This window comes from Enterococcus ratti (assembly GCF_001886195.1).
Classification (GTDB): Bacteria; Bacillota; Bacilli; order Lactobacillales; family Enterococcaceae; genus Enterococcus_B; species Enterococcus_B ratti.
The window spans coordinates 30961-57597 of the sequence record NZ_JXLB01000006.1 but is presented as its reverse complement, the minus strand read 5'-3'; the positions used below and the strand labels follow the sequence as shown (position 1 = coordinate 57597).

General features: G+C 35.7%; 24 protein-coding genes. 4 read left to right on the top strand and 20 right to left on the bottom strand.

The genetic code is table 11. The features are described from left to right. Position 1: 1 nt before the first annotated feature. The 10 genes from glyQ to RV14_RS03955 form a co-directional block, all read right to left on the bottom strand. A complete protein-coding gene (gene glyQ / locus RV14_RS04000; RefSeq protein ID WP_071855019.1) occupies positions 2–919 on the bottom strand; it encodes a glycine--tRNA ligase subunit alpha in 918 nt (305 codons plus the stop codon). A 363-nt stretch (positions 920–1282) separates the two neighbouring features. Further along, a complete protein-coding gene (recO, locus tag RV14_RS03995) occupies positions 1283–2092 on the bottom strand; it encodes a DNA repair protein RecO (RefSeq protein WP_071855018.1) in 810 nt (269 codons plus the stop codon). A gap of 203 nt (positions 2093–2295) precedes the next feature. Continuing rightward, positions 2296–3195 carry a GTPase Era gene (gene era, locus RV14_RS03990; RefSeq protein WP_071855017.1) on the bottom strand — a complete coding sequence of 300 codons (900 nt, stop codon included), beginning with the start codon at positions 3193–3195 and terminating at the stop codon, positions 2296–2298. A gap of 11 nt (positions 3196–3206) precedes the next feature. Further along, positions 3207–3614, bottom strand: a complete 408-nt coding sequence (locus RV14_RS03985) for a diacylglycerol kinase family protein (protein ID WP_174544631.1) — start codon at positions 3612–3614, stop codon at positions 3207–3209. Continuing rightward, the gene (gene ybeY, locus RV14_RS03980; RefSeq protein ID WP_071855015.1) at positions 3598–4074 is read right to left on the bottom strand and encodes an rRNA maturation RNase YbeY; all 477 of its coding nucleotides are present in this window, start codon (positions 4072–4074) and stop codon (positions 3598–3600) included. The genes RV14_RS03985 and ybeY overlap by 17 nt, the downstream gene beginning before the upstream one ends. Before the next feature lie 43 nt (positions 4075–4117). Beyond that, positions 4118–6310, bottom strand: a complete 2193-nt coding sequence (locus RV14_RS03975; protein WP_071855014.1) for an HD family phosphohydrolase — start codon at positions 6308–6310, stop codon at positions 4118–4120. Positions 6311–6322: 12 nt separating this feature from the next. Continuing rightward, entirely contained in the window at positions 6323–7300 is a 978-nt protein-coding gene (locus tag RV14_RS03970) for a PhoH family protein (protein WP_071855013.1), read from the bottom strand. Positions 7301–7736: 436 nt separating this feature from the next. Further along, complete coding sequence (locus tag RV14_RS03965) at positions 7737–8183, bottom strand: GatB/YqeY domain-containing protein (protein ID WP_071855012.1); 447 nt, start codon at positions 8181–8183, stop codon at positions 7737–7739. Between the two features lie 26 nt (positions 8184–8209). Further along, a complete protein-coding gene (gene rpsU, locus RV14_RS03960; RefSeq protein WP_002356740.1) occupies positions 8210–8386 on the bottom strand; it encodes a 30S ribosomal protein S21 in 177 nt (58 codons plus the stop codon). 186 nt (positions 8387–8572) lie between these two features. After that, positions 8573–9001: a Fur family transcriptional regulator gene (locus RV14_RS03955; RefSeq protein ID WP_071855011.1), complete on the bottom strand. Its 429-nt coding sequence runs from the start codon at positions 8999–9001 to the stop codon at positions 8573–8575. Between the two features lie 92 nt (positions 9002–9093). On the opposite strand from RV14_RS03955, the gene RV14_RS03950 reads away from it, so the two are divergent. Continuing rightward, entirely contained in the window at positions 9094–9951 is an 858-nt protein-coding gene (locus RV14_RS03950; RefSeq protein ID WP_071855010.1) for a pyruvate, water dikinase regulatory protein, read from the top strand. 186 nt (positions 9952–10137) lie between these two features. Here RV14_RS03950 and RV14_RS03945 read toward each other — a convergent pair whose 3' ends face one another. The 8 genes from RV14_RS03945 to RV14_RS03910 form a co-directional block, all read right to left on the bottom strand. Next, entirely contained in the window at positions 10138–10485 is a 348-nt protein-coding gene (locus RV14_RS03945) for an ArsR/SmtB family transcription factor (RefSeq protein WP_174544629.1), read from the bottom strand. A gap of 16 nt (positions 10486–10501) precedes the next feature. Then, the gene (locus RV14_RS03940) at positions 10502–12235 is read right to left on the bottom strand and encodes a phospho-sugar mutase (protein ID WP_071855009.1); all 1734 of its coding nucleotides are present in this window, start codon (positions 12233–12235) and stop codon (positions 10502–10504) included. Positions 12236–12347: 112 nt separating this feature from the next. After that, a complete protein-coding gene (locus RV14_RS03935) occupies positions 12348–13388 on the bottom strand; it encodes a hypothetical protein (RefSeq protein WP_071855008.1) in 1041 nt (346 codons plus the stop codon). Between the two features lie 253 nt (positions 13389–13641). Then, entirely contained in the window at positions 13642–14256 is a 615-nt protein-coding gene (locus RV14_RS03930; protein ID WP_071855007.1) for a hypothetical protein, read from the bottom strand. Between the two features lie 68 nt (positions 14257–14324). After that, positions 14325–14522 (bottom strand): hypothetical protein, encoded by a 198-nt coding sequence (locus tag RV14_RS03925; RefSeq protein ID WP_071855006.1) that lies wholly within the window; start codon positions 14520–14522, stop codon positions 14325–14327. 401 nt (positions 14523–14923) lie between these two features. Further along, on the bottom strand, positions 14924–15853 hold the full coding sequence (trxB, locus tag RV14_RS03920; RefSeq protein ID WP_071855005.1) for a thioredoxin-disulfide reductase: 930 nt from the start codon (positions 15851–15853) through the stop codon (positions 14924–14926). A gap of 139 nt (positions 15854–15992) precedes the next feature. Then, positions 15993–17426, bottom strand: a complete 1434-nt coding sequence (locus RV14_RS03915; protein ID WP_071855004.1) for a 6-phospho-beta-glucosidase — start codon at positions 17424–17426, stop codon at positions 15993–15995. Beyond that, a complete protein-coding gene (locus RV14_RS03910) occupies positions 17426–18823 on the bottom strand; it encodes a 6-phospho-beta-glucosidase (RefSeq protein WP_071855003.1) in 1398 nt (465 codons plus the stop codon). Before RV14_RS03910 ends, RV14_RS03915 begins: the two co-directional genes overlap by 1 nt. Before the next feature lie 219 nt (positions 18824–19042). On the opposite strand from RV14_RS03910, the gene RV14_RS03905 reads away from it, so the two are divergent. After that, on the top strand, positions 19043–19927 hold the full coding sequence (locus RV14_RS03905) for a MurR/RpiR family transcriptional regulator (RefSeq protein ID WP_071855002.1): 885 nt from the start codon (positions 19043–19045) through the stop codon (positions 19925–19927). 982 nt (positions 19928–20909) lie between these two features. Here the strand turns inward: RV14_RS03905 and RV14_RS03900 are convergent. Continuing rightward, on the bottom strand, positions 20910–21134 hold the full coding sequence (locus RV14_RS03900) for a YneF family protein (protein WP_071855001.1): 225 nt from the start codon (positions 21132–21134) through the stop codon (positions 20910–20912). A gap of 240 nt (positions 21135–21374) precedes the next feature. Between RV14_RS03900 and RV14_RS03895 the strand changes: the two genes are divergently transcribed. Further along, positions 21375–22949 carry an Nramp family divalent metal transporter gene (locus RV14_RS03895; RefSeq protein WP_071855000.1) on the top strand — a complete coding sequence of 525 codons (1575 nt, stop codon included), beginning with the start codon at positions 21375–21377 and terminating at the stop codon, positions 22947–22949. Positions 22950–23058: 109 nt separating this feature from the next. On the opposite strand, the gene RV14_RS03890 is transcribed toward RV14_RS03895, so the two are convergent. Next, on the bottom strand, positions 23059–23958 hold the full coding sequence (locus RV14_RS03890; RefSeq protein ID WP_071854999.1) for a deoxyribonuclease IV: 900 nt from the start codon (positions 23956–23958) through the stop codon (positions 23059–23061). 324 nt (positions 23959–24282) lie between these two features. On the opposite strand from RV14_RS03890, the gene RV14_RS03885 reads away from it, so the two are divergent. Beyond that, positions 24283–26604 (top strand): transglycosylase domain-containing protein, encoded by a 2322-nt coding sequence (locus RV14_RS03885; protein WP_071854998.1) that lies wholly within the window; start codon positions 24283–24285, stop codon positions 26602–26604. Positions 26605–26637 lie beyond the last annotated feature (33 nt).

Below are 26637 nucleotides of genomic sequence, written 5' to 3'. Positions count from 1 at the left end.
TTTATTCAGCCTCCTTGTTTTTTTTCGGATTTTCTATAGTTTTATTCAATAAAGGAAAGCCTAATTTTTCACGTTCAGCAACAAAAATCTTCGCCACCGCTCTTGCCATATTCCTAATACGTGAAAGATACCCCGCACGTTCTGTAACAGAAACAGCACCACGAGCATCTAATAAATTGAACGTATGACTACATTTTAAAATATAATCATAAGCTGGATGCACAAGATTTTCATCAATACAGTGTTTTGCTTCTTTTTCAAAACGATCAAAATTGCTTAGTAATAATTCTTGATCGCTTCCTTCAAATGAATATTTTGAATGCTCATATTCCGGCTGCTTAAAAATTTCTCCATATTTGACACCATCTGCCCATTCAAGCTCATAAACACTTTCCACTTCTTGAATGTAGGAAGCTAAACGTTCCAATCCATAAGTGATTTCTGAAGTCACGGGTTTACATGGCAATCCTCCAACTTGCTGAAAATAGGTGAACTGCGTAATTTCCATACCGTCCAACCAGACTTCCCAGCCTACACCGGCACATCCCATAGAAGGATTTTCCCAGTTGTCTTCTACAAAACGAATATCATGTTCCAAAGGATCAATTCCTAATAAATGCAAACTCTCTAGATAAAGCTCTTGAATATTTTCCGGAGAAGGTTTCATGACAACTTGAAATTGATGGTGTTGATACAGACGATTAGGATTTTCACCGTAGCGACCATCTGCCGGACGACGAGAAGGTTCTACGTAAGCGGCATTCCAAGGCTCTGGTCCAATCGCTCGTAAAAAGGTATACGGACTCATAGTGCCTGCCCCTTTTTCTGTATCGTAAGCTTGCATTAACATGCAGCCATTTGCTGACCAAAATTTTTGTAAGGTCAAGATCATTTCTTGAACGGATCGTTTTTTGTTCATTTGTACTACTCCTTCCAATTCTAAAATATTTTATTATGAGAATTTGAAACAACAAAAAAAGCCCCCATGCTTGTCTACACAAACATAGGGACGAATAAATTCGCGGTTCCACCCTACTTCCGAAAATTTCGGCAGCTTCGTTTTCACAGTACTCACAAGTGCCTCTTCAAAAATCGCCAGCATTCGGCTTTCACCTTCCCGAATTCGCTTTAGCTACGTATTTTTTACTGATCTTGCTCAACGTACTTATTTATTTTTCTTCGTAGTTCTTACACTTTTTGCCTAAACTCTCATTCGTCTAGATTTCATAATAGACGTTTATTCAACCATTTGTCAAATAATTTTAAACGATTATTAAAATTTCTACTCTTTTTTTTTATTTTCAGTTGATTTTTCATTTGTTACAGGTCTTTTTAAAACATGTTCCCACGATTTCATTTGATCGATAAATTTTTTACTCTTCAGATGAATTCCTACATATTCTTCGTATAACTGATCAATCAATTGTCTGATACTTGCTTTTGTCTCTTCTTTTAAATTGATTGCATTAATTTTATCATATGAAATAGATGAAAACAGCCGGACAAAATAAACAGCTCGCGGATCAGCGTGATAACGACGTAAATCCATCGACCAATGTTCTTCACAAAGTATGCCTCCAAATTTTGAAGAATAATCAAATTTACCGCGTTTTTTCCCACAAACTACACAATGAGTCCAAATCGGAGCGATACCAAAACGTTGTAATAATTGCACTTCAAAAATATTAGTAATGATCTGCGGGTCATCTTCTTCATCCATTTTCTGTAAAGCTAATTGCGTGAACTGGAAAAGGGTCGGATCGTATTGATGATCTTCAATAGCTGCATCTACTAAATTCAACAAGTAGGTTCCATAACCACTTAAAAAAATATCTTCTTGAATTTTTCGAAAAGGATGAATATTTTTTACACTTTTAATAAATGATAACCCTTCATTTTTAAAAGTACCAATGTATACAGCTTCTGTGAAAGGCAAGAGAGCCGGAGCTAACGGTTGATTTTGTCGATGAATTCCTTTAACATAAAACATCATCTTTCCAGCAGATTCAGTAAATATTTTCACCAATTTATCTTTTTCTTTGTAATTTCTACTAAACAATATAATTCCCTTTGATTCTGCTAGCTGGCTCATTTTTTCTCCTCCTTTTCGTTTACGCATCTGCTTTTATGCTATTCATAAAGAAACAATAAGAAAAAGAAAAATTATTTAATGAATCACCTTTCTTTCCCACTGTCTTATTGAAGCCTCAAAGGAAGCCCACCCTTCATCTATCATTTGCTATAATCATCACTCTTTCAATTTTGCTCTCTTATTTTTATTAGTTATCCACTCTTTTAATAATTATCTTTACGGTAACCGAAGTCTTGCAAGTAGACTTTTTTATCTCGCCAATCTTTTTGGACTTTTACCCATAATTCTAAGAATACTTTCTCACCCAAAAGACTTTCAATTTCTTTTCTTGCTTTCGTTCCGATTTCTTTCAACATCTTTCCACCTTTGCCGATAATGATTCCTTTTTGGCTATCACGTTCGACAATAATAGTTGCTTGAATTTGAATTTTATTATTTTCGTTGCGCTTCATTGTATCTACTACCACAGCCACAGAATGAGGCACTTCATCTCTCGTTAAAATTAACACTTTTTCACGAATCAGTTCTGAAACAATAAAATATTCTGGATGATCAGTTACTTGATCGTCTGGAAAATATTGTGGTCCTACTGGCATTTCTTCAACTAAAATATCCATCAAACGTTCCACATTGTTGCCTTGTGTAGCTGAAACAGGTACAACTTGTGCAAAAGCCATTTGGGTGGAATAATCTTCAATTTTACTAAGCAATTCATCCGGATGAACTTTATCAATCTTGTTGATAACTAAATAAACAGGTGATTGAATATTTTTCAAGCGTTCAATAATAAAATCATCACCATGTCCTCTTGTTTGATCGGCACTGATCATAAACAACACAGCATCCACTTCTTTTAAGGCACTATAAGCGGCGTCTACCATGAAATCTCCTAAACGGTGTTTTGGTTTATGAATCCCAGGTGTATCAATAAAAATTAATTGTGCTGCTGGTGTCGTATAAACACCTTGAATCTTATTTCTAGTCGTTTGTGCTTTGTCGCTCATAATCGCAATTTTTTGCCCAACAATGCGATTTAACAAAGTAGATTTCCCCACATTTGGACGTCCAACAATAGCAACAAATCCTGATTTATGTTCTAGCATATTCTTCTCCTTTAATAAAAAAACATTTGATAGATTTTAGGCACAAATAAGATGAAACCAACGATAACTGCAAAAAAAGCGGTAATAAGCACGGCCCCTGCGGCCATATCTTTAATCTTTTTCCCAATTGGATGAAAGTGAAAATCTGTTACCATATCGACAACATTTTCAAAAACCGTATTTAAAATTTCAACAATCCAAACCAAAAAAACCGCTAAAAATAGCCATAGCCATTCCATCAAGTTCAATTGACACACAAACCCCATAAAAAACGCAAACAAGCCAAATCCCACATGTTTTTTCATGTTGCGTTCTTCTGAAAATACAGTTTTAATCCCTTGAACGGCAAATTCTACGGACATTAAGAAATGCTTATTTTTCCCTACGTTTTTCTCACATTTTTTATCTTTTAAGTCCATACGCATCTAAAATCTCTTTCTGCAAACCAAACATCACTTTTTCATCTTCTGGAGTCATGTGGTCATAGCCATTAATATGCAAGAAACCATGAACAGCCAAAAAGCCCAATTCTCTGTCATAGGAATGTCCGTATTCATGCGCTTGTTCAGCTGCACGTTCAGTGGAAATCATAATATCTCCTAGTACTCGAGGCAATGGATTGTCGCCTTCTTCAAAAACTACAGGCACTTCACCTTCGCCTTCTTCTTCTAAGGCAAAACTAATCACGTCCGTTGGCGTATCTTTTCCGCGGTAAATTCGGTTAATTTCTTGGATAGCTATATTATCCATAAAAGTAACCGACATTTCCGTATCATCCGGTAATTTTAAGTAAGAGGCTGCAAATTGTAAAAGATCCTCGATTTCATTGATTTTTTCTGTCGAAACTTTTCGTGTTTCGTCCATAAATGTAATATCCATCTCTATCGCTTCTTTCTTATTCTTGCTTTTTAGCACTTTTTTACTAGCTTTTGTTCGCTTCTTTCATCTTCTTTGCTTCAGTTTTCATTTTAGGATATTTAATTCTTGAATGGAAAGTACTGCTTAAGCCGTTAATGAGTGATTTTTCAACTTTTCGAATTTCTCCCAATGTTAAACCACTCTCATCAAGTTGACCATCCGAGATGCGTTCTTCAATTAATTGGTGAACAAACTTTTCGATTTTTTCTCCAGTAGGATGTTCCATCGCTCGAACAGCTGCTTCACAACTATCTGCAATATTCACAATCCCCGCTTCTCTTGTTTGTGGTTTAGGTCCCGGATAACGAAATTGTTCTTCTGTTACTTTTGAATTCCGTTCTTTTGCTTTGATATAAAAATACTTCATTAACGTCGTACCGTGGTGTTGCCGACAAATATCAATCACCATTTGAGGCATGCGATATTCTGCTAAGATTTTAGCTCCATCTGTCACATGACCAAAAATAATTTGTTTGCTATCTTCTGGCAATAAAAAATTATGGGGATTTTCTGCCCCAGAAGGCAAATTTTCGACAAAAAAGCTGGCATGTTTGATTTTTCCAATATCATGATAATAACAAGCAACACGTGTCAACAATGAACGACCATCAATTTCAGCCACCGCATTTGCACTTAAATTTGCCACCATCATGCTATGATGATAAGTCCCCGGCGCTTCTTCCAGCAATTGTTTTAATAATGGGTGATTAGGATTACTTAATTCGTTCAATACGATTACACTATCATCATTGACCATCAACTCAATATAAGGATGCAACCCCATAGTTAATAAGTAAGACAATAATGCTCCCATAAAGCCGCAAATAAGTGTCAACCATGTTGTTTCGTTACCAAAACTCATCCCCTGATAAATAATTAACACAATATCCATCATTAGAGGAAAAAGAATCACCCACATCATTGCAGAAAACCATTGTTCCGAAACCCTCTGACGTTTTAAGACTGTAGCCAGTAAACCTGAAAATAAATAAACCATTAAAATAACTGGCAAAAAATTAGTACCAATAGAACCATAAAAAATAAAAAGGGCAGATACAGCTTGGAATAAAGCAGCCATGATTCCTGCTCTACGATTCAAGAAAAAGTTTAAAACTAAAGGAACAAATGCAGCGGGATAAAAAAGTGGAATATATGCTGTCTGCTCAGTTTGAAAAAGTTGAAAAAATTTCATTAGTAAAACACTAATGGACATTGCCGTCACATAAAAAAGAATATATTCCGTACGCTTTCCTGCTTCATGATACTGCATCGAGTTATAAACGAGTACCGCAATTTGTAAAAGAACGGCTAAAATCATAGCCACTAAAGGAAAAATCGAAGTCGTTTGGTTGGTTAATCCTAGCAGTTCAAGTTTTTTCATGGCTTCTGCGTCAATTTGATTGCCTTCACGAACGATGATTTCTCCTTGATAAATCATTACTGGTTGAACAGCTTCTCTTGCTGCTTGCTTTAACTCTTGGGTTTTCTTTTCATTTAACACATCGTTTACAACGATTCCTTGATCCACAAGGTAATGGATCGTTTGCTGCTGATCGGCTGAGATATTTAAATATTGGATTTGGTCTTTTGCTTCTTGCTTAAAAGTCTCTAAATCACTTTCTCGTACTTGTTTATTCATTTGCTCACCAATCAGTCTAAGACTTTCATCACGCACGCTTGTAACCTGACTAGCTGTCATACTAAATATTTTTGTATAAAAATTTGTCGGAAGCTTTTGGTAAAAAGCGACGTTTTCTGCATTTGCACTTTCAAAATTCTTCTTTAATGCGGCGATTCGTTCTTCTACTGTTGGTTTGGGTATATTTTCATTAGTTTTTGCTTTGTCAACTTTTTCTTTATATGCTTTATCTATTGACTCATTGGTTTTATCGATCAGTTCAAAAAGCTGTTTGATTCGACTCATTTGTTCTTCTTCTAAATCTTGCTGATACGTATATTCAGGAGTCACAGCTTCTGCCGCTAGCTTTCTTTTTTGTTCTGTTTCTTCTGTATTTTCAATAGTTTTGTTTGCTCGGATACTTTCTTCTGCCACTTGTCCTTCTTTAAAGTCATTAGCTTTTTGTTTCACGCTGCTAAAGGTAACCCCACAAATAATAACAAAAAATAAAAACAATAAAAAAGGCATTGCGGTCTTTCCTAATTTTGCCTGCAATTGTTGCAGTATGTTGTTCAACATTTGCTTATCCTCCTAAGCTTTGGGCTTGATAAAATCTGCCTTTTCATAAGCTTTGATGATCTCGGCTACAACAGGATGACGAACCACGTCACTTGCTTCAAAATTAACAAAAGCAATTTTTTTAATCTGTCTTAATGTACGTTCTGCATGAATCAGACCACTCACTGTTCCTTTTGGCAAATCAATTTGACTTGCGTCTCCATTGACAATCATTTTTGATTGATACCCTAAACGTGTCAAAAACATTTTCATTTGTGCGACAGTAGTATTTTGCGCTTCATCCAATATTACAAAAGCGTCATCAAGCGTCCGCCCACGCATATAAGCTAATGGTGCAATTTCAATAATGCCTCGTTCCATCAGGCGATTGGTGTGATCTAAACCAAAAATTTGATAAAGTGCGTCATAAACGGGACGCAAATAAGGATCAACTTTTTCTTTCAAATCCCCGGGTAAAAATCCTAAATTTTCTCCTGCTTCCACTGCCGGGCGCGTTAAAATAATTTTTTGCACTTCGCCTTTTTTCAAAGCTGCAATTGCCAGTACAACCGCTAAAAATGTCTTCCCCGTTCCAGCAGGACCTATGCCAAAAACAACATCGTGTGTAGCAACCGCCTCCACATATTTTTTTTGCCCGCTGTTTTTTACACGAATCGGCTTGCCGTTTCGGTCTTTAACAATTTCTTCTTCATACATTTCAATAAAATAATCCAACGTTCCTTTTTGCCCCATTTTTAAGGCAGCCACAACATCTGGCGTACTGACGTGAATGCCACGTTTGATTAATTCTTGTAACGTCCGTATGACTGAACTGGCTAATGAAAGTCCCGGCTCTTCTCCAACAATTTGGAGCATTTCCCCTCTAGTATGGATAATGGTTTCTGTCATTTCTTCGATTAATTTTAGATGCTTATCATGTGTACCTAATAGCATGCTGACATCATCAACTGCTGTTAATCTAATCTCTAAAAAACTAGACGCTTCTGTCAAAAATAGACATCTCCTTTGCTTCAAATCATTCTTTCCTATTTTACCATAATAGTAAAAAACTATATAGCAAATAAAAAAGCTTCCTTTGAAGTTCGTTTTTTCTAATTTTTTCATTCGTCTAATTTAAGAACATTCTTTTGTAGCACTGGCTCCTATAAGTCGGGCGGCAAAAATAAAAAAGTATAGAGAAAATTTTATTTTACCTTATTACTTAAAAATCAGAAGTAGACGTTTCTACACTAACCCGTTACGAAAAATTTGGTCGTCAATTTTTATCAAATTTCACGTATTTTTTAAGGTAAGAATTTCTATTTTTCCTTTAATTTACCTCACTTCTGTAAAAAACTTTATTTTTACATGTACTGTTTCTGATTTTACATTTTTTTTACACACAAAAAACTGCGAACATTCCTGTCCGCAGTTTTGTATAACAAGATTAAGATTGCAATAATTCTTTTACAATTGCATTGACTTGGCTGCCGTCTGCTTTTCCTTTGACCTTAGGCATAATCACTCCCATGACTTTGCCAAATTCTTTCACGGAAGAAGCGTTCGTTTGCGTAATCGCTTTTTGAACAAGTTGACGAATGTCCGCTTCAGAAAGCTGTTCCGGCATATATTTTTCAACGATTGCTATTTCACTTTTCACCTTTTCAGCTAAATCGTCACGCCCAGCTTCTTCAAATTCATGCAAAGAATCACGTCGTTGTTTCATTTCACGCGACAACACGGTTAATTCTTCTTCTTCTGTCAAGTCGTGACCTTCTTTAATCTGTTCGTTTTGAATCGATGATTTAATCATACGTATGACTTGTAAAGATTCTTTATCTTTAGCTTTCATCGCTGTCTTCATGTCATCGTTCAATCTACTTAGTAGTGACACACTACCAACTCCAATTCATCAAAGAACTAGAATTTTTTACGTTTTCTAGCTGCTTCAGATTTTTTCTTGCGTTTTACACTTGGTTTTTCGTAGAATTCACGTTTACGAGATTCTTGTAAAGTACCCGCTTTTGACACGGAACGTTTGAAGCGACGAAGAGCATCGTCAAGTGATTCGTTTTTGCGAACGACTGTTTTTGACATAGTAATTCCCTCCCTCCGAGCTTAAAAAGTAACCGTAATTGTTATTGAAATTATCATCCAAAAAACAAGACTGTTCTACAAATATTATATCGAATGCTGTTTTGACCGTCAAGGGAATCTTAGGCTAATTTTTGAACTGCGCTTATCTAAAAACATTACTGTTTTCGGCTAGTTAATAAAAGCGAATCATTGACAGTTTTCGCACCGTCCAAAAATTTCAAAACGATGTCCTTCAATCGTACAACCGTTCAACTGGCTTTCAAAATCATTCATAGGACACATATGGATTTCTTTTGTCATTGCGCAAACTGTACAAATAAAGTGATGATGATGTCCTATCTCTTCTTGACAGCAATGGAAGCGAAACTTCATTTCACCATTTAAATCCGTTTCTTCCAATAAATCAAGCTCAGAAAAATCATGAAGGTTTCGATAGACGGTATCATAACTTACCCCTTGAAATTCCTGATTCATATAATTAAATACTTCTTTTGCTGAAACATAGCGATTTTTTTTGACTAAATATGTCAGTAATGCTTCCCGTTTTTTCGTATACTTAAATCCGTTATTTTTCAGCGTTGCTAATGCTTGTTCCACCAATGTCTGTTTTTTCAAGATTTACCCTCCAAATCAAAACGATTACGAAGTACATCTTCACTCGTATGGTATACTAAAGATAAAAAAAATGCAAGTGAGGTTTTTTATTTATGATGTTTGAATCTACAGACTTTGTTACTTTTTTTGTCATTTCCGACTCAGCTGGTGAAACAGCAACAAAATTAGCACAAGCCACAATGGCGCAATACCCTACCGTTGAATTTAATTTGTTCCGTCGAACATTTGTAACCGATAAAGAAGCATTGGCACAAGCACTACAAGACGCACTGGAAGAAAAAGCACTTGTCTTGCATACTTTAATCAATCAAGAGTTAATTAATCAAACCTGTGAATTTTGTCAAAAAAATAATTTGTTCAGTTTTGATGTCTTGACGCCACCCATTGAAGAAATCGAGCGTTTAACAGGCATTCAACCTACTCGTCAACCCGGTGCTCTGCATTTACTGAATGAAAATTACTTTAAACGAATTAAAGCCATGGAATTTGCTGTAAAATATGATGATGGAAAAGATCCCCGCGGCTTTTTAGAAGCAGACGTTGTATTACTTGGCGTCTCTAGAACGTCAAAGACCCCGTTAAGTTTGTTTCTAGCCAATAAAAATTTAAAAGTGGCGAATTTGCCACTGATTCCCCAAGCACATATTCCAAAACAGCTTTGGGAAATTGATCCGAAAAAAATTGTTGGGTTAACGAATAATCCAGATATTTTGAACAATATACGTAAAGAACGAATGCGTTCTTATGGTCTCAATCCCGATACCGCTTATTCCGATATTGAAAAAATTCGTGCCGAGTTAAAATTTGCGAATGAACTTTATGAAAAACTAGGATGCGTAGTCATTAACGTTGCTTCCCTTTCCATTGAAGAAACAGCCTCACTCATCTTAAACGCTTTAAAACTCGAAGACCATAGTTACTACGGAACCGATTCTTCCGGAGAAAAATAAATAAAACTAAATTTTGGGCGAGGAAAATACTCTCGCCCAAAATTCAGAAAAAATTGTAAAACAATAAAAGCAAAATCTTTTCTTTAAAAAAATTGTTATGTATAAAATCAAACAAACTAGTCATTGTGCTTGATTTACTTTTTCAAGAAAACATCACTTGCTTTTATCAATCTTTTACAAAATAATTTACTGGTGTTTCACATGTTTCAACGTCTGTTCTAAAATATCTAATACATGAAAATCATCTAAACTGTATAAAATAGCCTTTCCTTTGCGATGCGATTTTACTACATGATTTTCTCTTAACAAACGAAGCTGGTGAGAAACAGCAGATTGTTCCATTTCCACTGCTTGACTGATTGCCGTCACATTTTGCTCACCATCTTTTAAATACATCAATATCTTCAGACGTGTAGGATCACTTAATACTTTAAATAATTGACTGACTTTTTCTATTTGACTTTTTTTTGTGTCTGACAATCGGTTCACCTCCATCAAAAAAGACTGACTTCTAAAGTTTACCACTTTTTCCATCAGTCTCAAGTTTTTTTTATTCTTTTGTTTTTGTAATCGATTGGATAATCGCTTCATAGGCGTTGATTTTTTCTTGTGCCTCTTTTGTAGAATGACCTTTTACGCCGATATAGAATTTGATTTTCGGTTCGGTCCCTGAAGGACGAATCGCCACCCAGCCATTTTCTTCTAACACATATTTTAATACATCTGCTGGCGGTGTAGTTAATTTTTCTACACGTCCAGCTGAATCAGTTTTTGTCAACTCTTTAAAGTCTTCTGTTTGAAGGACTTTAGCTCCAGCAAATTCCGTTGGTGCATGTTCACGGAATTTTTTCATTAACGCAGCAATTTTAGCAGAACCTTCTTGGCCGCTCATCGTAACAGATATAGTTTTTTCGGCAAAATAGCCGTATTTTTCAAAAATCATTTGCAACCCATCATAAAGTGTTTTCCCTTGCTTTTTATAAAAAGCAGCCACTTCCGCTAACAACAAGAGCGCTTGAATTGCGTCTTTATCTCGTACAAAAGGTCTCACTAAATAACCATAGCTTTCCTCAAAACCAAACATAAAAGCATACGAATGATCTTCTTCAAATTGATGAATTTTTTCCGCAATAAACTTAAATCCTGTTAACACGTTAAACATCGTTACACCATAATTTTCAGCAATCGCTGTAGGAAGTTCACTTGACACGATTGATTTAAGAACAGCTGCATTTTCAGGCAACGTCCCTTGAGATTGATGCGCTTTTAAAATATATTGAATCAACAATGCACCAATTTGGTTGCCAGTTAACACTTTATACGTTCCATCAGGTTGTCGAACTGCTGCACCTAAACGATCCGCATCCGGATCCGTAGCAATCAGTAAATCCGCTCCTTCTTTTTCTCCCAAACGCATTGCATACTCAAAAGCAGAATGTTCCTCTGGATTTGGAGATTTGACCGTCGTAAAGTCAGGATCAGCCACCGCTTGCTCCGGCACCAACACAAATTGTTCAAATCCTGCTTGCTTTAAGGCTCTTTCTCCCAGCATTTTTCCTGTTCCATGTAAAGGTGTATAAACTAATTTCAAATCTTTTCCCATCGTTTGAACTAATTCCTGATCAATCGTCACTGCTTTGATTTCTTCTAAATAAGCAGCATCCACTTCTTCGCCAATTATTGTGATCAATCCACTATTTTTTGCTTCTTCATCCGATAATACTTCTACTTTTAACGGATTGCTCACTTCGCGAACGTATTTCGTTAACGCGTCTGCATCAGCCGGCGGCATCTGTCCACCATCTTCACCATACACTTTATAGCCGTTATAAGCTGCCGGATTATGTGAAGCCGTTACCATGATCCCCGCAAACGTATTCAAATGTCGAACTGCAAAAGAAAGTTCCGGCGTAGGGCGTAAACTTTCAAATACAAAAGAAGGAATATTGTGTTTTGCTAATGTTTTAGCTGCTTCCATAGCAAATTCAGGAGATTGATGACGTGAATCGTAAGCAATTGCTACACCACGCCGTTTGGTTTCTTCACTTTGGGCATCCATAAAACGGGCCAGCCCCTCTGTTGCTTGTCGCACCGTATAACGGTTCATTCGGTTAATTCCCGGACCTAAAATTCCACGCATTCCTGCTGTTCCAAACTCTAAAGGAGCATAAAAAGCGTCTTCTAATTTTTCAGAATCCCGACTTAGCTCCATTAATTGTTTTTTTAAATTTTCCTCTAAGTTTTCTTCATCTACCCATTGTCGGTACACTTGTTCCCAAGACATGAAGCAAACACCTCTTTCTAAAATATGATCCTCTTTTAGTATAGCATTCTCCTTTCAGATAGAAAAGCAAGAGGAGAAAAAGAAAGAAGATCAGTTTTTATTGGGTAAAAGTTCAATCTCTACTGTAAGAAGCCAAGCTAAAACAACTAACTTTTTCTTTTTTTAACTTTTCCGATGATTTTGCTACATGAGCTACATGATAAGAGTCATTTCTTGTAAATTTCACTAAGTTAACAAACCTTCTTTTTTCCTTTACAGTCGTATCATTTTTGGTTGTGATCATCTCTTTCTCTGATGCCTTTAATCCCTCCATCGATAAACTATTTATCATTTTCTGATTTTCTAAATTTTTTGACTTTTTACGTAAATTATGAGAAATTTTCTTCTTTACATTACCTATTTTTTCGTTAAAAAAAACTTGAGAACATAATCGTTTGCTATCGTTTTCCTTCTGTAACATACATTCCTTCTTTTGCTGGTGACTTTTTGGTATATACGCATCCCACAATTTCGGTTCTTGCTTCCATGGCGCTTCTACTTGTTTTTTTTGTTTAATAAAAACAACTTTATCCTTTAATTCTTCCCAATTACGATAAACATAGCGTAACTCTATCCCCGTATAGCTTTTTTTAAATCGCTTGGTATCTTTAAATACAACACTTTTAAAATCCAAGCCATCTAACACAAAATAAATTTTTAGATTAGCAATACTCTTTGCCATTTCTAAGCCAATTTTACAGCCTCTTTTTACATGCAAGTAAGTATTTATATTGTTAACATTAAACTTATTTTTTTGGTTTTTGTTTATTTCTTGCAGTTGAAATTGATAGATTTTTTGTAATTGGTTTTTAGGTTTATTTTGGAAATGAGAAAAATAGGCCGACCATAACGGAAAATTCAGTCTTTCTTTCATCATTATAGGCATTTTTTCTATAAATTCTGAAAAATTTTCAGTTGAATCCCAACAGCTTTTTTGACTAGGCTCTTTCTTTTTTTGAGCAATTTCTTTTTCAAGTAACCATGTAACTCCGTCATTATAGTCATCTATAAAAAGAGGCATTTTTTTTATATTTGGATTTTCTTTTATTAAGCTTCTTGTATACTTCCATCGTGCTTTTTCTAAACCATAAATTAGCACGTTCTCTTTAATCATCTGCACTCCTACTCATACTAAATATTTTGAAACAACTTTCATCGCTTCGTTCACCCTAATGGATTATTCCTTATCAAATAATCTCCTTTGTATTTTTTAATCTGAGGTTTCATTCAACTATTAATCTTAATAAGCTAAAAAATCTACTAACATCAGACTAAATTATTCAAATACTAATTGCTAACTTTGAACGATAAAGTCCACTCAATCAGTAAATTGACAATCATTGAAAAATAATTTCTTTAATCAATAGCTAAAGAAGAATGCAAGACTTCTTCTCTTTGGAATTTGTCAATTGAGGGCGGACTCGTTTGGCAATGCCACGTGCATTTTTTATCACACACGATAAACGACTTTTTTTCTTCTCGTTTTTATGTATTTTATTCTTTACGCCTTCTTGTTGCGCCACATCTGAAGCTTTCATCGCTGTCTCCTTCTTTTGAGACCAACTTTTTGGTTTATATGCTTCCCACAATTCTGGCTCTCTTACCCAAGGAGCTTTTACTTTTACCCATGATGCTTCTCTTTTTTCCACGAAAATCACTCGTTCTTTCAGTTCCTCCCAATTGCGATAAACATAGCGAAGTTCACTAGACGTCATAGAACCACCATAGATGCCTTCACCTTGAGCTTTAGATATGACATCTTTAATGTCTATTCCATCTAAGCAAAAATGGATTTCAACATCCGGATTAATCTTTGCTATATCTATCCCTATTTTACATCCTCTTTTTATATGTAGGTCGCTAAAAGGACATTCTTTATCAAGATCACTTTGATACATTGTTTTTAATTCGTTTTTTGGATTGGTTTGTGTACAATAATAGTAACTTTCCCATAATGACCAATGTTTCTTTTTATCATCCACATAATTAAACCATTCTTTTGAAAATTTTATAAATTGTTCTTCAGAGTAGCAGCAGGAATTCTTACTTTCTAATGGATTTTTTTTTTGTATTCTCTACCTAAAATATCATCAATTTCACAATTATAAAAATCAATGTAAAAAGGCGAAATATTTTTAACTTTATATAGTTTTTTTCTGTAGTTTGGATTATCAACATATCCTATACTTTCTGCGTATCTTTTCCGTTCTTCAGATAATCCATAAATTAAAAGAGTTTTTTCGTTCATTTTTATTCTCCTTGCTATTCCTTTTTAAAAATAAATAGCACAACATATTTATCTAAGTTGTTCGTTTACTGTATCATAATCTTTTCTCTTGTACTGATCATTTTTTTCTATATTCATTCAAAAATAATTTTATCTTTTTTGATAAAATGTTTCTCCTATTTTTTGTAAACCATATACCATGCAGCAGCTTTAAACACACCTTAAGAAAGAAGAAACAAGTACTTTTATTTACGTCAAACAAATATTGTACGATCATCTCCAAAAAACTGCTAAAAAAAGAGAATTTTTTAAATCTTTTTTTATTTTCAGGTAGATGATCAAAAAAAGAAACTGTTACCAACATTCATGAGGTCTTTTAACCTTCACTATATTGGCACAATTTCTTCAATAAAATTTATCTTTTATTTTTCGTTAGTTTCTCCTAATGTTTCAAGATATTTATAGACTTGTTGTCCAGCAATACCACCGTCTCCTACCGCTGTGGTAATTTGACGTAACTCTTTTTCACGAACATCTCCAATCGCAAACACGCCCGACATATTCGTACGCATTGCTTGATCAGTAGGAATCCATCCCGCAGCATTTGTTAAGCCGGCTTTTTTAAACGGTGCAGTCAAAGGATCTAACCCTACATAGATAAAGACACCGTCTGCTGCCAATTCAACGGTTTCATTGGTATTAACATTATGTGCCTTGATCCCCGTTACAACCATGTCGTTTCCTATAATTTCATCTGTCACCGTATCCCAAACAAAAGAAATCTTTTCATTGGCAAATGCTCGTTTTTGAATAATCTTTTGCGCACGTAATTCATCTCTACGATGAACGATTACAACTTCAGAAGCAAACTGTGTAAGATAAATGGCTTCTTCCACCGCTGAGTCGCCTCCGCCGATCACCACTAACCGTTTGTTTCTAAAAAAGGCTCCATCACACACCGCACAGTAAGAAACACCGCGTCCGGCATATTCGTCCTCACCCGGGACACCTAATTTGCGATGAATACAGCCAGTAGCAATAATCACCGTCTTTGCTGTATAAGACTGGTCTTCACAAATCACTTCTTTATAACTTCCACAATCTTTAATGTCTTGAACAATTCCATAGATATTTTCTGTTCCAAATTTTGTTACGCCTTCATACATTTTATAAGCTAAATCTGGCCCCATGATTGAATCAAATCCTGGATAGTTTTCCACTTCAGCGGTATTATTCATCTGTCCGCCCGGTGCTCCCTGTTCAATCATCGCAACAGATAAATTCGCACGCGAAGCATACAATGCCGCAGTCATTCCCGCAGGACCTGCACCAATCACAATCACATCATACATATGTACATTCCTCCATAAAAACCAAGTAAGCATACTTTACAGCCAATAGAAAAAAAAGTCTATTGTTTTGCCTGCTTCTTTCGAATAGGTTCATTATACTCGAAAAAACAGCTTAAAAACAATAGACTTTTTACAATGATTACTCGTTCCTTAAATCTTCTCCATTTGTTTCAATGACTTTTTTATACCAATAAAATGATTTTTTCTTTGAACGTACAAGCGTTCCATTTCCTTCATTGTCACGATCCACGTAGATAAACCCATAACGCTTATTCATTTCGCCAGTTCCAGCAGAAACTAAATCAATACAGCCCCATGTTGTATAACCTAAAAGATCAATGCCATCTAATTCAACCGCATCTTTCATCGCTTGGATATGCTGCGCTAAGTATTCAATACGGTAGTCATCTTCTACATAGCCATTTTCATCCGGCGTATCTACCGCCCCCAACCCATTTTCTACAATAAATAGCGGCTTTTGATAGCGATCATATAAGTCATTCATCGTTGTACGCAACCCTAAAGGATCAATTTGCCACCCCCATTCGCTCTCCGTCAAATAAGGATTTTTTACAGAAGCAAAAATATTTCCTGCCGTTTGTTCTAAAAGTTCTGGATCCGTTGTTGCTATTCGAGAAGAATAATAAGAAAAAGAAATAAAATCAACGGTATGCGCTCTTAACAATTCTAAATCAGAAGGCTCCATCTCAAGCTTGATACCCTTTTGCTCCATCTCTTTTAACGCATACGTCGGATATTCACCTCTTGATTGAACATCAATAAAGAAATAGTTTTTGCGATCTGCTTTTCTGCAAGCCCATACATCTTCTGGTTTACAAGTATAAGGGTAATTAACTCCAGCTGCCAGCATACACCCCACTTTATTTTCTGAATCTACTTCATGGGCAATCTTAGTTGCAATCGCACTAGCAACAAGTTCGTGATGTGCTGCTTGATACTTAATTTGCTCCGTATTTTCGCCTTCTTCAAACACCAGCCCTGCGCCCATAAACGGTGCATGAAGAATCATATTAATTTCATTAAACGTCAACCAATATTTAACTAATCCTTTGTATCGATTAAAAATAACTCGACAAAGTTTTTCATAAAAACCAATCAATTTTCGTGACCGCCATGCTCCATATTTTTTAATTAAATGCATCGGACAATCAAAATGAGTAATCGTTACTAAAGGTTCAATGCCGTATTTTTGACATTCTTTAAATACATCTTCATAAAATTTCAATCCTTCTTCATTTGGCTCTTTTTCATCACCATTTGGAAAAATACGGCTCCAAGCAAGAGATAAGCGATACGTTTTAAAGCCCATTTCCGCAAAAAGAGCAATATCTTCTTTATAACGGTGATACATATCAATCGCTTGTTTAGCTGGATAAAAATACGCATCATCAAACTCAAACATTTTCTTTTTTCCCGTTATGATAGGAAATCGCTCTTTACCAATCGGCACTACATCAACATTTGCTAACCCGCGCCCCCCTTCATCATAACCTCCCTCACATTGATTTGCCGCTGTAGCTCCTCCCCATAAAAAATCTTTTCTAAAAGCCATCATACTTCCTCCACAACATTTTTTGATAGGTCCCTCGCCACTTCATCTTGAATCACAATTCCTTCTTCTTTCAACCGTCGAATTGCAGCACTAAACTGCGGCAAATATGCTTCATGTGCAACAAACAGTTCATCCATAATCCGTTTAGCTGTTGCACCAGAACGAACCAAAGGATTAATCGTAAATGCTTGAAGAGCCGTTTGATAATCCCCACTCACTGCTGCTTCAATCGTCGACAATTCCATATTTTTCATGACTTGAAGCCATCCTCGTTCCGCTGGCGGTAAGGAACCAAAAGCCACATTTCGAGCGCCACGTGCCCCTACATACGCTGTCACTTCGACAACGCAATCTGCTGGAAGATCAGGTACAGCACCTTCATTTTTAGTGGATACTACAATTTGTGTTTCTTTATTCGCATAAATAGATGCAATCGTCTCACATGCAGCGTCAGAATAATAGGCACCTCCACGTTTTTGCAATTGTTCTGGTTTATGGTCTAACTGCGGATTCTTGTATAATTCAAAAAGTTCTGCTTCTGTAACCTTGACTTGTTGGGCTCTTGTACCAATGGTCCGATACTCTTCTAACGCATGGTTTAACATTTCTTCTTCACGGTAATAATACCGGTGATACCCGCAAGGAATCATCTGCATTTGCTTCAACTGTTCTTTAAAGAAAGGCACGTCAAAAATATTTTTTGGTAATCCATTATTTTTTGCATACAGCCGGTCAATTAATTCATCCGTACGATCTCGGCCTGTTGAATCACCAACTTTATGCCAATGAAAGTGATTTAATCCAGCAAACTTATAAATCAGATTTTCTTTTGTTTCACCCAGCAGTTCCGGTTCTGTCATCATAGCCATCACTGGTACATTACATAAACCAATTACTTTTTCCCACTTTCCATAACGAACCACCGCTTCTGTAACCATGCCACTAGGATTGGCAAAATTGATTAGCCAAGCATTCGGACACAAGCGTTTCATATCTTCTACAATAGCAAGAATAACTGGAATGGTTCGAAACGCTTTGAACATTCCACCTGCACCATTGGTTTCTTGTCCCAACATTCCATAATAAGCAGGAATGCGCTCATCTTTTACTCGAGCATCCAACTGTCCCACACGAAACTGCGTCGTCACAAAATCTGCGTTTTTCAATGCTTCTTCTCGATCAAGCGTTGCATAAATTTTTACATCATAAGGCGAAGCATCCCACATACGCTGCGACATTTCACGCACGATGTTTAATTTTTCTTTTCCTTCTTCCACATCCACCAACCAAATTTCTTTAATTGGTAGTTCCTCATAACGTTTGATAAACCCTTCCATCAATTCAGGTGTATAACTACTTCCTCCACCAATCGTTGCAATCTTAATTTTTTGATTCATCTGCTTCCTCCTTTAATGTTTTACAAATTCATTATGTTTTTTGTAAACGAAAATCACAAGGATACTGGAATTTTTTGCATTACTATTTACAAATTTTCCCTTTAATTATTATTTTTTCTGTAAAAAAACTGTATATAAAAATGACAGGTTGACATAAAAAAATACAGCCTTTACAATTTTTTTACATGAAACGATAAAAAAATGTAAAAGGAGAAGGTCATGCTTTTAAAAGAAAAAATAAAACAAACTACTTTTTCTCCCTCCGAAACTGAAGTCATCCACTTTATTCAGCACCATGAACACCACTTAAAAGAACTAACGATTCAACAAATTGCAAAAACTTGCTATGTCCATCCTTCCACGTTGATTCGTGTGGCAAAAAAAATCGGATTTAACGGTTGGGTTGATTTTAAAAATGCGTTTATTGCTGAAATAGAGTATCTAGAAGGAAATTTTCAAAAAGTAGATGCCAATCTACCTTTTCTAGAAAATGAGAGCATAATGACGATCGCAAATAAAATTGCTGCATTAGAACAAATGACCATTGAAGATACTTTGTCACTGCTTCATCATGATGACTTGCAAAAAGCCAAACAGCTCTTACTTGAGGCAAAAAAAATCGTCCTTTTTTCCAGCAATTCTAATACTTTGGTCTCCCAAGCCTTTATGTTAAAAATGAAGCGAATTAAACAAGATGTTACAATCGTCACTACATCAGGTGAATCGTATTACGAAGCCTATAACTGTACATCAGATACCTGCGCCATTTTGATTTCTTATACGGGTGAAAATAAAATGATGCTACGAACAGCTACTATTTTACAAGAAATTCATGTTCCTATTTTAACATTGACGAGTATCGGTGACTCCACCTTATCTTCTTTAAGTACAGCCGTTTTACATATCACTACCAGAGAACGCTTGTATTCTAAAATCAGCAATTTTACTATTAATACATCCATTTGTTATTTGTTGGATGTTTTATACAGCTGCATTTTCGCAGAAAATTATCAGAAAAATCTTACTCATTTGATCAAAATAGGACAAAAAGTAGACACACGTCCCGTTAGTTCCTCAATTATGGAAGAACCTCCGTCTCCTTAAAGACCTATCTTCTCTTTTATTCTTGCCAGCATTTACAGTTATTGCCCTTTTCCTCTTTTCTTCTTGCACAGTAGGGAGAAGGGCAGAAACACAAAGTTTTTGTCTTCATTTTAGAAATAATTTGAAAAAATCTCCTTTTTACAATTGGTGTTTTGATGTAACCTCTTTTCAAAATTCAGTCACTTAATTTTCGTTTAACAGCAAAGCCGTTACCAAAGACGCAACCATTACTTTTCCTTCGTTTGACAGCATCATTCTTAAAACTAGCCACTAAAATTTTACCTGAACGATTCGTACATAAAACTTCATTGCCATTCTTCTTGAATTCTTCTCGCGTGCCTAATCTAGTGAAAATAAAAGGAAAAAAACAAGACAGTCAATTCTACGGTGACTTTCTTGTTTTTGCTTACATAGCATATAATGAAGTAGGTTTATTTTTAAGAAATTTATTTGTTAACGTTTTCTTTTTCATAGGAATTAACAAGTTCTTTCTTCCATCAAGAAAGGGATACTTACCTTCTTTTTATTCAAAAATTCAAACAGCATTATATAAACAAGCGGGCTAAATAAATAACAGCATAAGACCAACCAATTAAGTTCTCAACTTTTCATCTTTTACTACCTTACGACTGTTCAAAATACAAAATCATTAACGCCAACGTGATTAAATAAACCAACAACTCACGAGATTGGAGATAGCAGAACACATTCATTGGTTGTTTCATATTGAATTATTGGAAGAAGCCGATAAATTAGAATGAACAAGTAAGACAACAAAACTTAACAACAAGTAACTACAACAAAAAATATTAATCCTTTTTTTCATTTTCTCCTTAGTATTGCTTGTAGAAAAAATCAACCTAATTTCTTATTTTCTTTTTTACTCTCGTATACATTTTTCACAATTATGTAAGTTTTTCAAACAACGAATGAAAAAACGAGCTGAATTCTTCAGCTCGCTATAAAATACCTAGTAAAAATCCTATTTTTTTCCTTGAGTTTTCATTTGTTGCATCATCTGACGAATTTTCTTTTCAGATGGCTTTTGTCCCATTGACATCATCATTGATCGTAACATGTCCTCATTCACGGGAGGATTTTTTTCTAAATAGTCTTTCATATATTTACGCGCAAAAAAGAATCCACCAATTGCGCCGAGTAATAAAGCAATAACTGCAATAAGTATAACTATTCCTGTTGATACCATGTAAATCTCTCCTTTCTATTTCCGAATTGTTCTCAATGAGTTATTTTACTAAAGTTTGCTCAAAAAAGAAAGGCGTTTCCTTTAGAATTATTTAAAAAATTTTATTTATTGCTCTAAGCTCAAAAGACAGGTGAAAAGCTTAACCGTACATTTTTTTTAGGCAAACCGAATAAATTTCTTCCAAAATTTTTTATATAGGTGTAGAATGAATAGGTAAAGAAAAACAAGGGGTGATTTTTCTTGAATAGCCAACCGCATAAACAAAAATTAATTGAACATACAAATGGTTTATCATTAGCGGAAGTAAACGGTACGGTAAACGTTCCTAAAAATAAAAGTTTTTTTAAAACACTACTTGCTTATTCCGGTCCGGGAGCACTTGTTGCCGTGGGCTACATGGATCCGGGAAATTGGTCTACTTCCATTACCGGTGGACAGAATTTCCATTACTTGTTAATGTCTGTCATTTTAATGTCAAGTCTGATTGCCATGCTCTTGCAATATATGGCTGCAAAATTAGGAATTGTCAGTCAGATGGATCTTGCCCAAGCCATTCGAGCTCGGACAAGTAAAACATTAGGCATCATTTTATGGATATTAACAGAGTTAGCAATTATGGCGACAGATATTGCTGAAGTCATCGGTGCAGCGATTGCCCTTTATTTACTTTTTGATATTCCATTAGTCATTGCCGTATTTATTACTGTTTTTGATGTTTTCATCTTATTGGCCTTAACTAAAATCGGTTTTCGAAAAATTGAAGCTATTGTCGTTTGCCTGATCTTTGTCATTTTATTTGTCTTTGTTTATCAAGTTGCACTTTCTAATCCTAATTGGAAAGAGTTATTTACTGGCTTTCTTCCTACAAGCAGTACTTTTGCTGATTCCCCAACAATCGGTGGAGAAACACCTTTAACAGGCGCATTGGGAATCATCGGCGCCACTGTGATGCCACATAATCTCTACTTGCATTCTGCCGTATCCCAAACTCGGAAAATTGATCGAAAAGATACAGAAGATATTGCTAGAGCAGTTCGTTTTTCAACTTGGGATTCAAATATTCAATTAACGTTAGCTTTTTTAGTCAATGCTTTATTGTTAATTATGGGTGTTGCAGTCTTTAAAAATGGCTCCGTTCAAGATCCTTCATTTTTTGGACTTTATGAGGCTTTATCTGATCCTTCTGCAATGAGCAACGGTGTCTTGATTGGTGTGGCAAAATCGGGGATTTTATCTACTTTATTTGCAGTTGCTCTTTTAGCTTCAGGACAAAATTCAACTATTACTGGTACCTTGACTGGGCAAGTAATTATGGAAGGTTTTATTCATATGCGTATGCCGATCTGGCTTCGTCGTTTGATTACTCGTCTTTTATCTGTTCTACCCGTTTTATTGTGCGTATTGTTCACCAGCACGAAAGGAACTGTTGAAGAACATACCGCTTTAAATCATTTAATGAATGAATCGCAAGTTTTCTTAGCTTTTGCTCTTCCATTTTCAATGATTCCTTTGTTGATGATGACAAATAGTGAAGCAGAAATGGGCAAACAATTTAAAAATAATTTTTTGGTTAAATTAATCGGCTGGATTTCAGTTATCAGTCTAACTTTCTTAAATCTTCGCGGACTACCCGGACAAATTGAAAGCTTTTTTGGTGGACAAGCAACAGACAATGAATTAATATGGGCAGATTCTCTTGCTTATTTACTAATCATTGCAGTGCTAGCCTTACTTGCTTGGACAATCATTGATTTATACAAAGGAAACAAAAAATACGAAAAAAGATTGCAACAAGTAAGTGCAGAAAATGAATAAGTGAATAAAAATGCCAAAATCAATAGTTCCTCATTTACCGGTTATTAATCACAGTAAATGAAATACTTGATTTTGGCATTGTTTTATTAGAATAGTCAGTTTGTCCGAACTACTCCGTAACTTTGGCAATTAATTCAGGAAATATTTCCGGATCAAATTGTTGTTGTTTTAACATCTTAAGTTCTTTTTTATAAGGTGCATAAGCCATTTTTTTCTCTTTACCTACATAAGGCGTTTCCAAAATTTTAGAAATTCCTTCAAACATCGGCGCGTGAACAATTTTATTTAACGCTTCAAAACCAATTGCCCCAAAGCCGATATTGGCATGACGGTCTTTATGAGAACCTCTAGGATTTTTTGAATCATTAATATGCAAAACTTTTAAACGCTCTAATCCAATTACTTTGTCAAATTTAGTCATTACTCCTGAAAAATCATTGCGAACATCATATCCCGCATCATGCGTGTGACAAGTATCAAAAGTAACAGATAGCTTTTCATTTAAGGCTACGCCATCAATGATTCTTGCTAATTCTTCAAATGTTCGACCAATTTCAGTACCTTTACCAGCCATTGTTTCCAAAGCAATTTGTACCGTTTGTTCTTTTGTCAACACCTCATTTAAGCCTTCGATAATTTTTGAAATACCCGCTTTTACCCCTGCGCCAACGTGCGCACCAGGATGCAAAGTAATTTGAGCTGCGCCTAAAGCTTCCGCTCGAACAATCTCTTCTCTTAAAAATTGTACCGCAAACGGAAACATTTCCGGCTTTATTGTATTGCCCAAATTGATAATATAAGGCGCATGAACAACGACATTTGACAAACCATAGATTTGCATGTATTCTTTGCCGGCTTGAATATTCATTTCTTCGATCAGTTTACGCCGCGTATTTTGAGGCGCACCAGTATAAACCATAAAAGTAGAAGCTCCATAACTTGCAGCTTCTTCGGCGGCACCTAAGAACATTTTTTTACCGCTCATACTTACATGTGATCCAAGTAGCATCAATTTTCCTCCTTAAAAAGCAGTTAATTCATGTTTTATCAACTGCTGTGTTTTTTCATACAATTGTCTAGTTATGCTTGCAGCACTTTTATCTTAACTGAAACCATAAAGAAAAGAAAGCTTGCTTTTAAAAACATTCTTAGGTATCTCTTTTTGTATTGAAAAAACAATTGATAGAAAGAAAAAGACAGTCATTTTCTTTTTATTGACAAAAATTTCTCCTATCATGAAGAAATAAATTCAACAAAAATTCCCTTGTCTGTTTTTTTGCCGTATTCTTTGCTATAATTAGCAAAATAAAACTATTAGTTGAGGTGAGTCCTTTTGCCACGTAAAGATACTCGGAAAAAGCAAAAATGGTTGGGATTCAAAATTGCTTTTGGCGTCTTCCAATCATTAACTGTTTTTATCATCGTTCTTTTTCTGCTACTTGCAGCATTTGGCGCTGGTATCGGAGCTGGTTATTTTGCCTATCTTGTTGAAGATACCAAACTACCAACCAAAGCAACTTTAAAATCAGAACTTGGCAACATCACAGAAACATCAAAAATTGTCTATACTGACAACTCTGAAATATCAAAAATCCAAACTGATCTAATGCGGACAGCCGTTCCTTCTGACCAAATTTCACCTTTATTGAAAACAGCCATTATCAGCACAGAAGATGAGTATTTTGAACGACATAACGGCTATGTTCCCAAAGCTGTTTTACGTGCATTATTTTCTGAAGCAACAGGATTCGGTTCTTCTGGTGGATCAACATTGACCCAGCAATTAGTCAAACAACAAATTTTAACAGATGAAACCACTTTCAAGCGCAAAGCAAATGAAATTCTGCTAGCCGCTCAAGTGGAAAAATATTTTTCAAAAAATGAGATTATCTCAATGTATTTGAACGTCTCGCCATTTGGCAGAAATAATAAGGGACAAAATATCGCCGGCGTTCAAGAAGCCGCCAAAGGCATTTTTGGCGTTAATGCCAAAGACGTTACTTTACCGCAGGCTGCGTTTATTGCCGGCTTGCCACAAAGTCCAATTACTTATAGTCCCTATACCAATACAGGAGCTTTGAAACAAGACCTCTCCGCCGGGTTAAGACGCAAAGATATTGTTCTTTTTAGTATGTATCGTGAAAGAAAAATTACGAAAAAGCAGTATGAAGAAGCAAAAGCTTATGATTTAACAAAAGATTTCTTGCCGCAGCAAATCATGGAACAAAGTGACCGTGAATTTTTATACTATACGGTCATGAACGAAGCTGCTAAAATCATTACAAAACAATTAGCTGAAAAAAATAAGGCGGATTTATCAGATGCAAGTATTTATAATGCTTATTACCAAAAAGCCCAACAGACAATTCAAACAAGAGGTTACACGATCCATTCAACTATCGATAAAAATATCTATGCAGTCATGCAAACAGCCGCTAAAAATTACGGTCACTTGCTAGACGATGGAAAATCTACTCCCGTCGAAACTGGAAATGTTTTAATGGATAATAAAACTGGACGAATTTATGGGTTTGTCGGAGGACGCAATTATCTGCAAAATCAAAATAATCACGCATTTGATACACAACGACAAGCAGGCTCCTCCATCAAACCCGTACTAGTTTATGGACCGGCCATTGACATGGGACTCGTAGGGTCAGAATCCCGCGTTTCTGATTATGCAACCACTTGGCAAGAAGGAAACAATGCCGGAGAAAAAATTGTTAACGCCACAAACGAAGGCTCAAATACCTTCCAAACGGTTAGAAAATCGTTAGAATGGTCCAATAACATCCCTGCTTATCACTTGTATCAAGCTGTCTTGAATCAAGGCGGCTCCAAACAATATGCTTATGAAAACTATTTAGCAAAAATGAACTATCCCGCCAATTCTAATTGGGGGGTCGAATCTGCTCCGTTAGGAACGGTGGATGTAACAACCCTCCAGCAAACAAACGGGTTTCAAGCATTAGCAAATGGTGGCATCTATCAAGAAGGTTATTTAATTGATTCGATTACTGACAATTCTGGAAAAGTCATTTATCAACACGAGGAAAACCCAGTGAGAGTCTATTCGAATGCAGCAGCAACCATTATGAATGACATGATGCGCAGCGTGATCACTGCAAAAATCACAACACCATTTAAAGACGACATGACTAACCTAAATAAAGAGCTAGGTCAAGCCGACTGGATTGGTAAAACAGGATCAACAAATGAATACAGAGATTCTTGGCTGATCGTTTCTACTCCTTCTATCACAATAAGCAGCTGGTCCGGTCATGATGATAATACAAGCATGGATACTCAAGCAAGAAAACGTTCTTCCCGCTATTTAGCAAACATGATCAATCAAATTTACTACGTCAATCCCTCTATTTTTGGGATCAAAGATAAATTTGAATTATCTTCTGATGTCATGAAGAAAAAAGTCGCAGCTTTTACTGGACAAAACCCCGGAAAAGTTACAATTGATAAAAGAACCATTCATACACCAAATAAAACAATTGAATCACTCTGGGCAAAAAACGGGCCAAAAGACACTACCTTTAAGTTTGGCGTAGGAGGAACAGAGGAAAATTACAAAGCATATTGGAAAACAGCCTATGCTTTTGCAAGAGCAAATCCAGAAATAAAAAGCAGCAAAAAAAATTAAATTGTAAGCGGCTTTTAAAACAAAAAGCTGCTT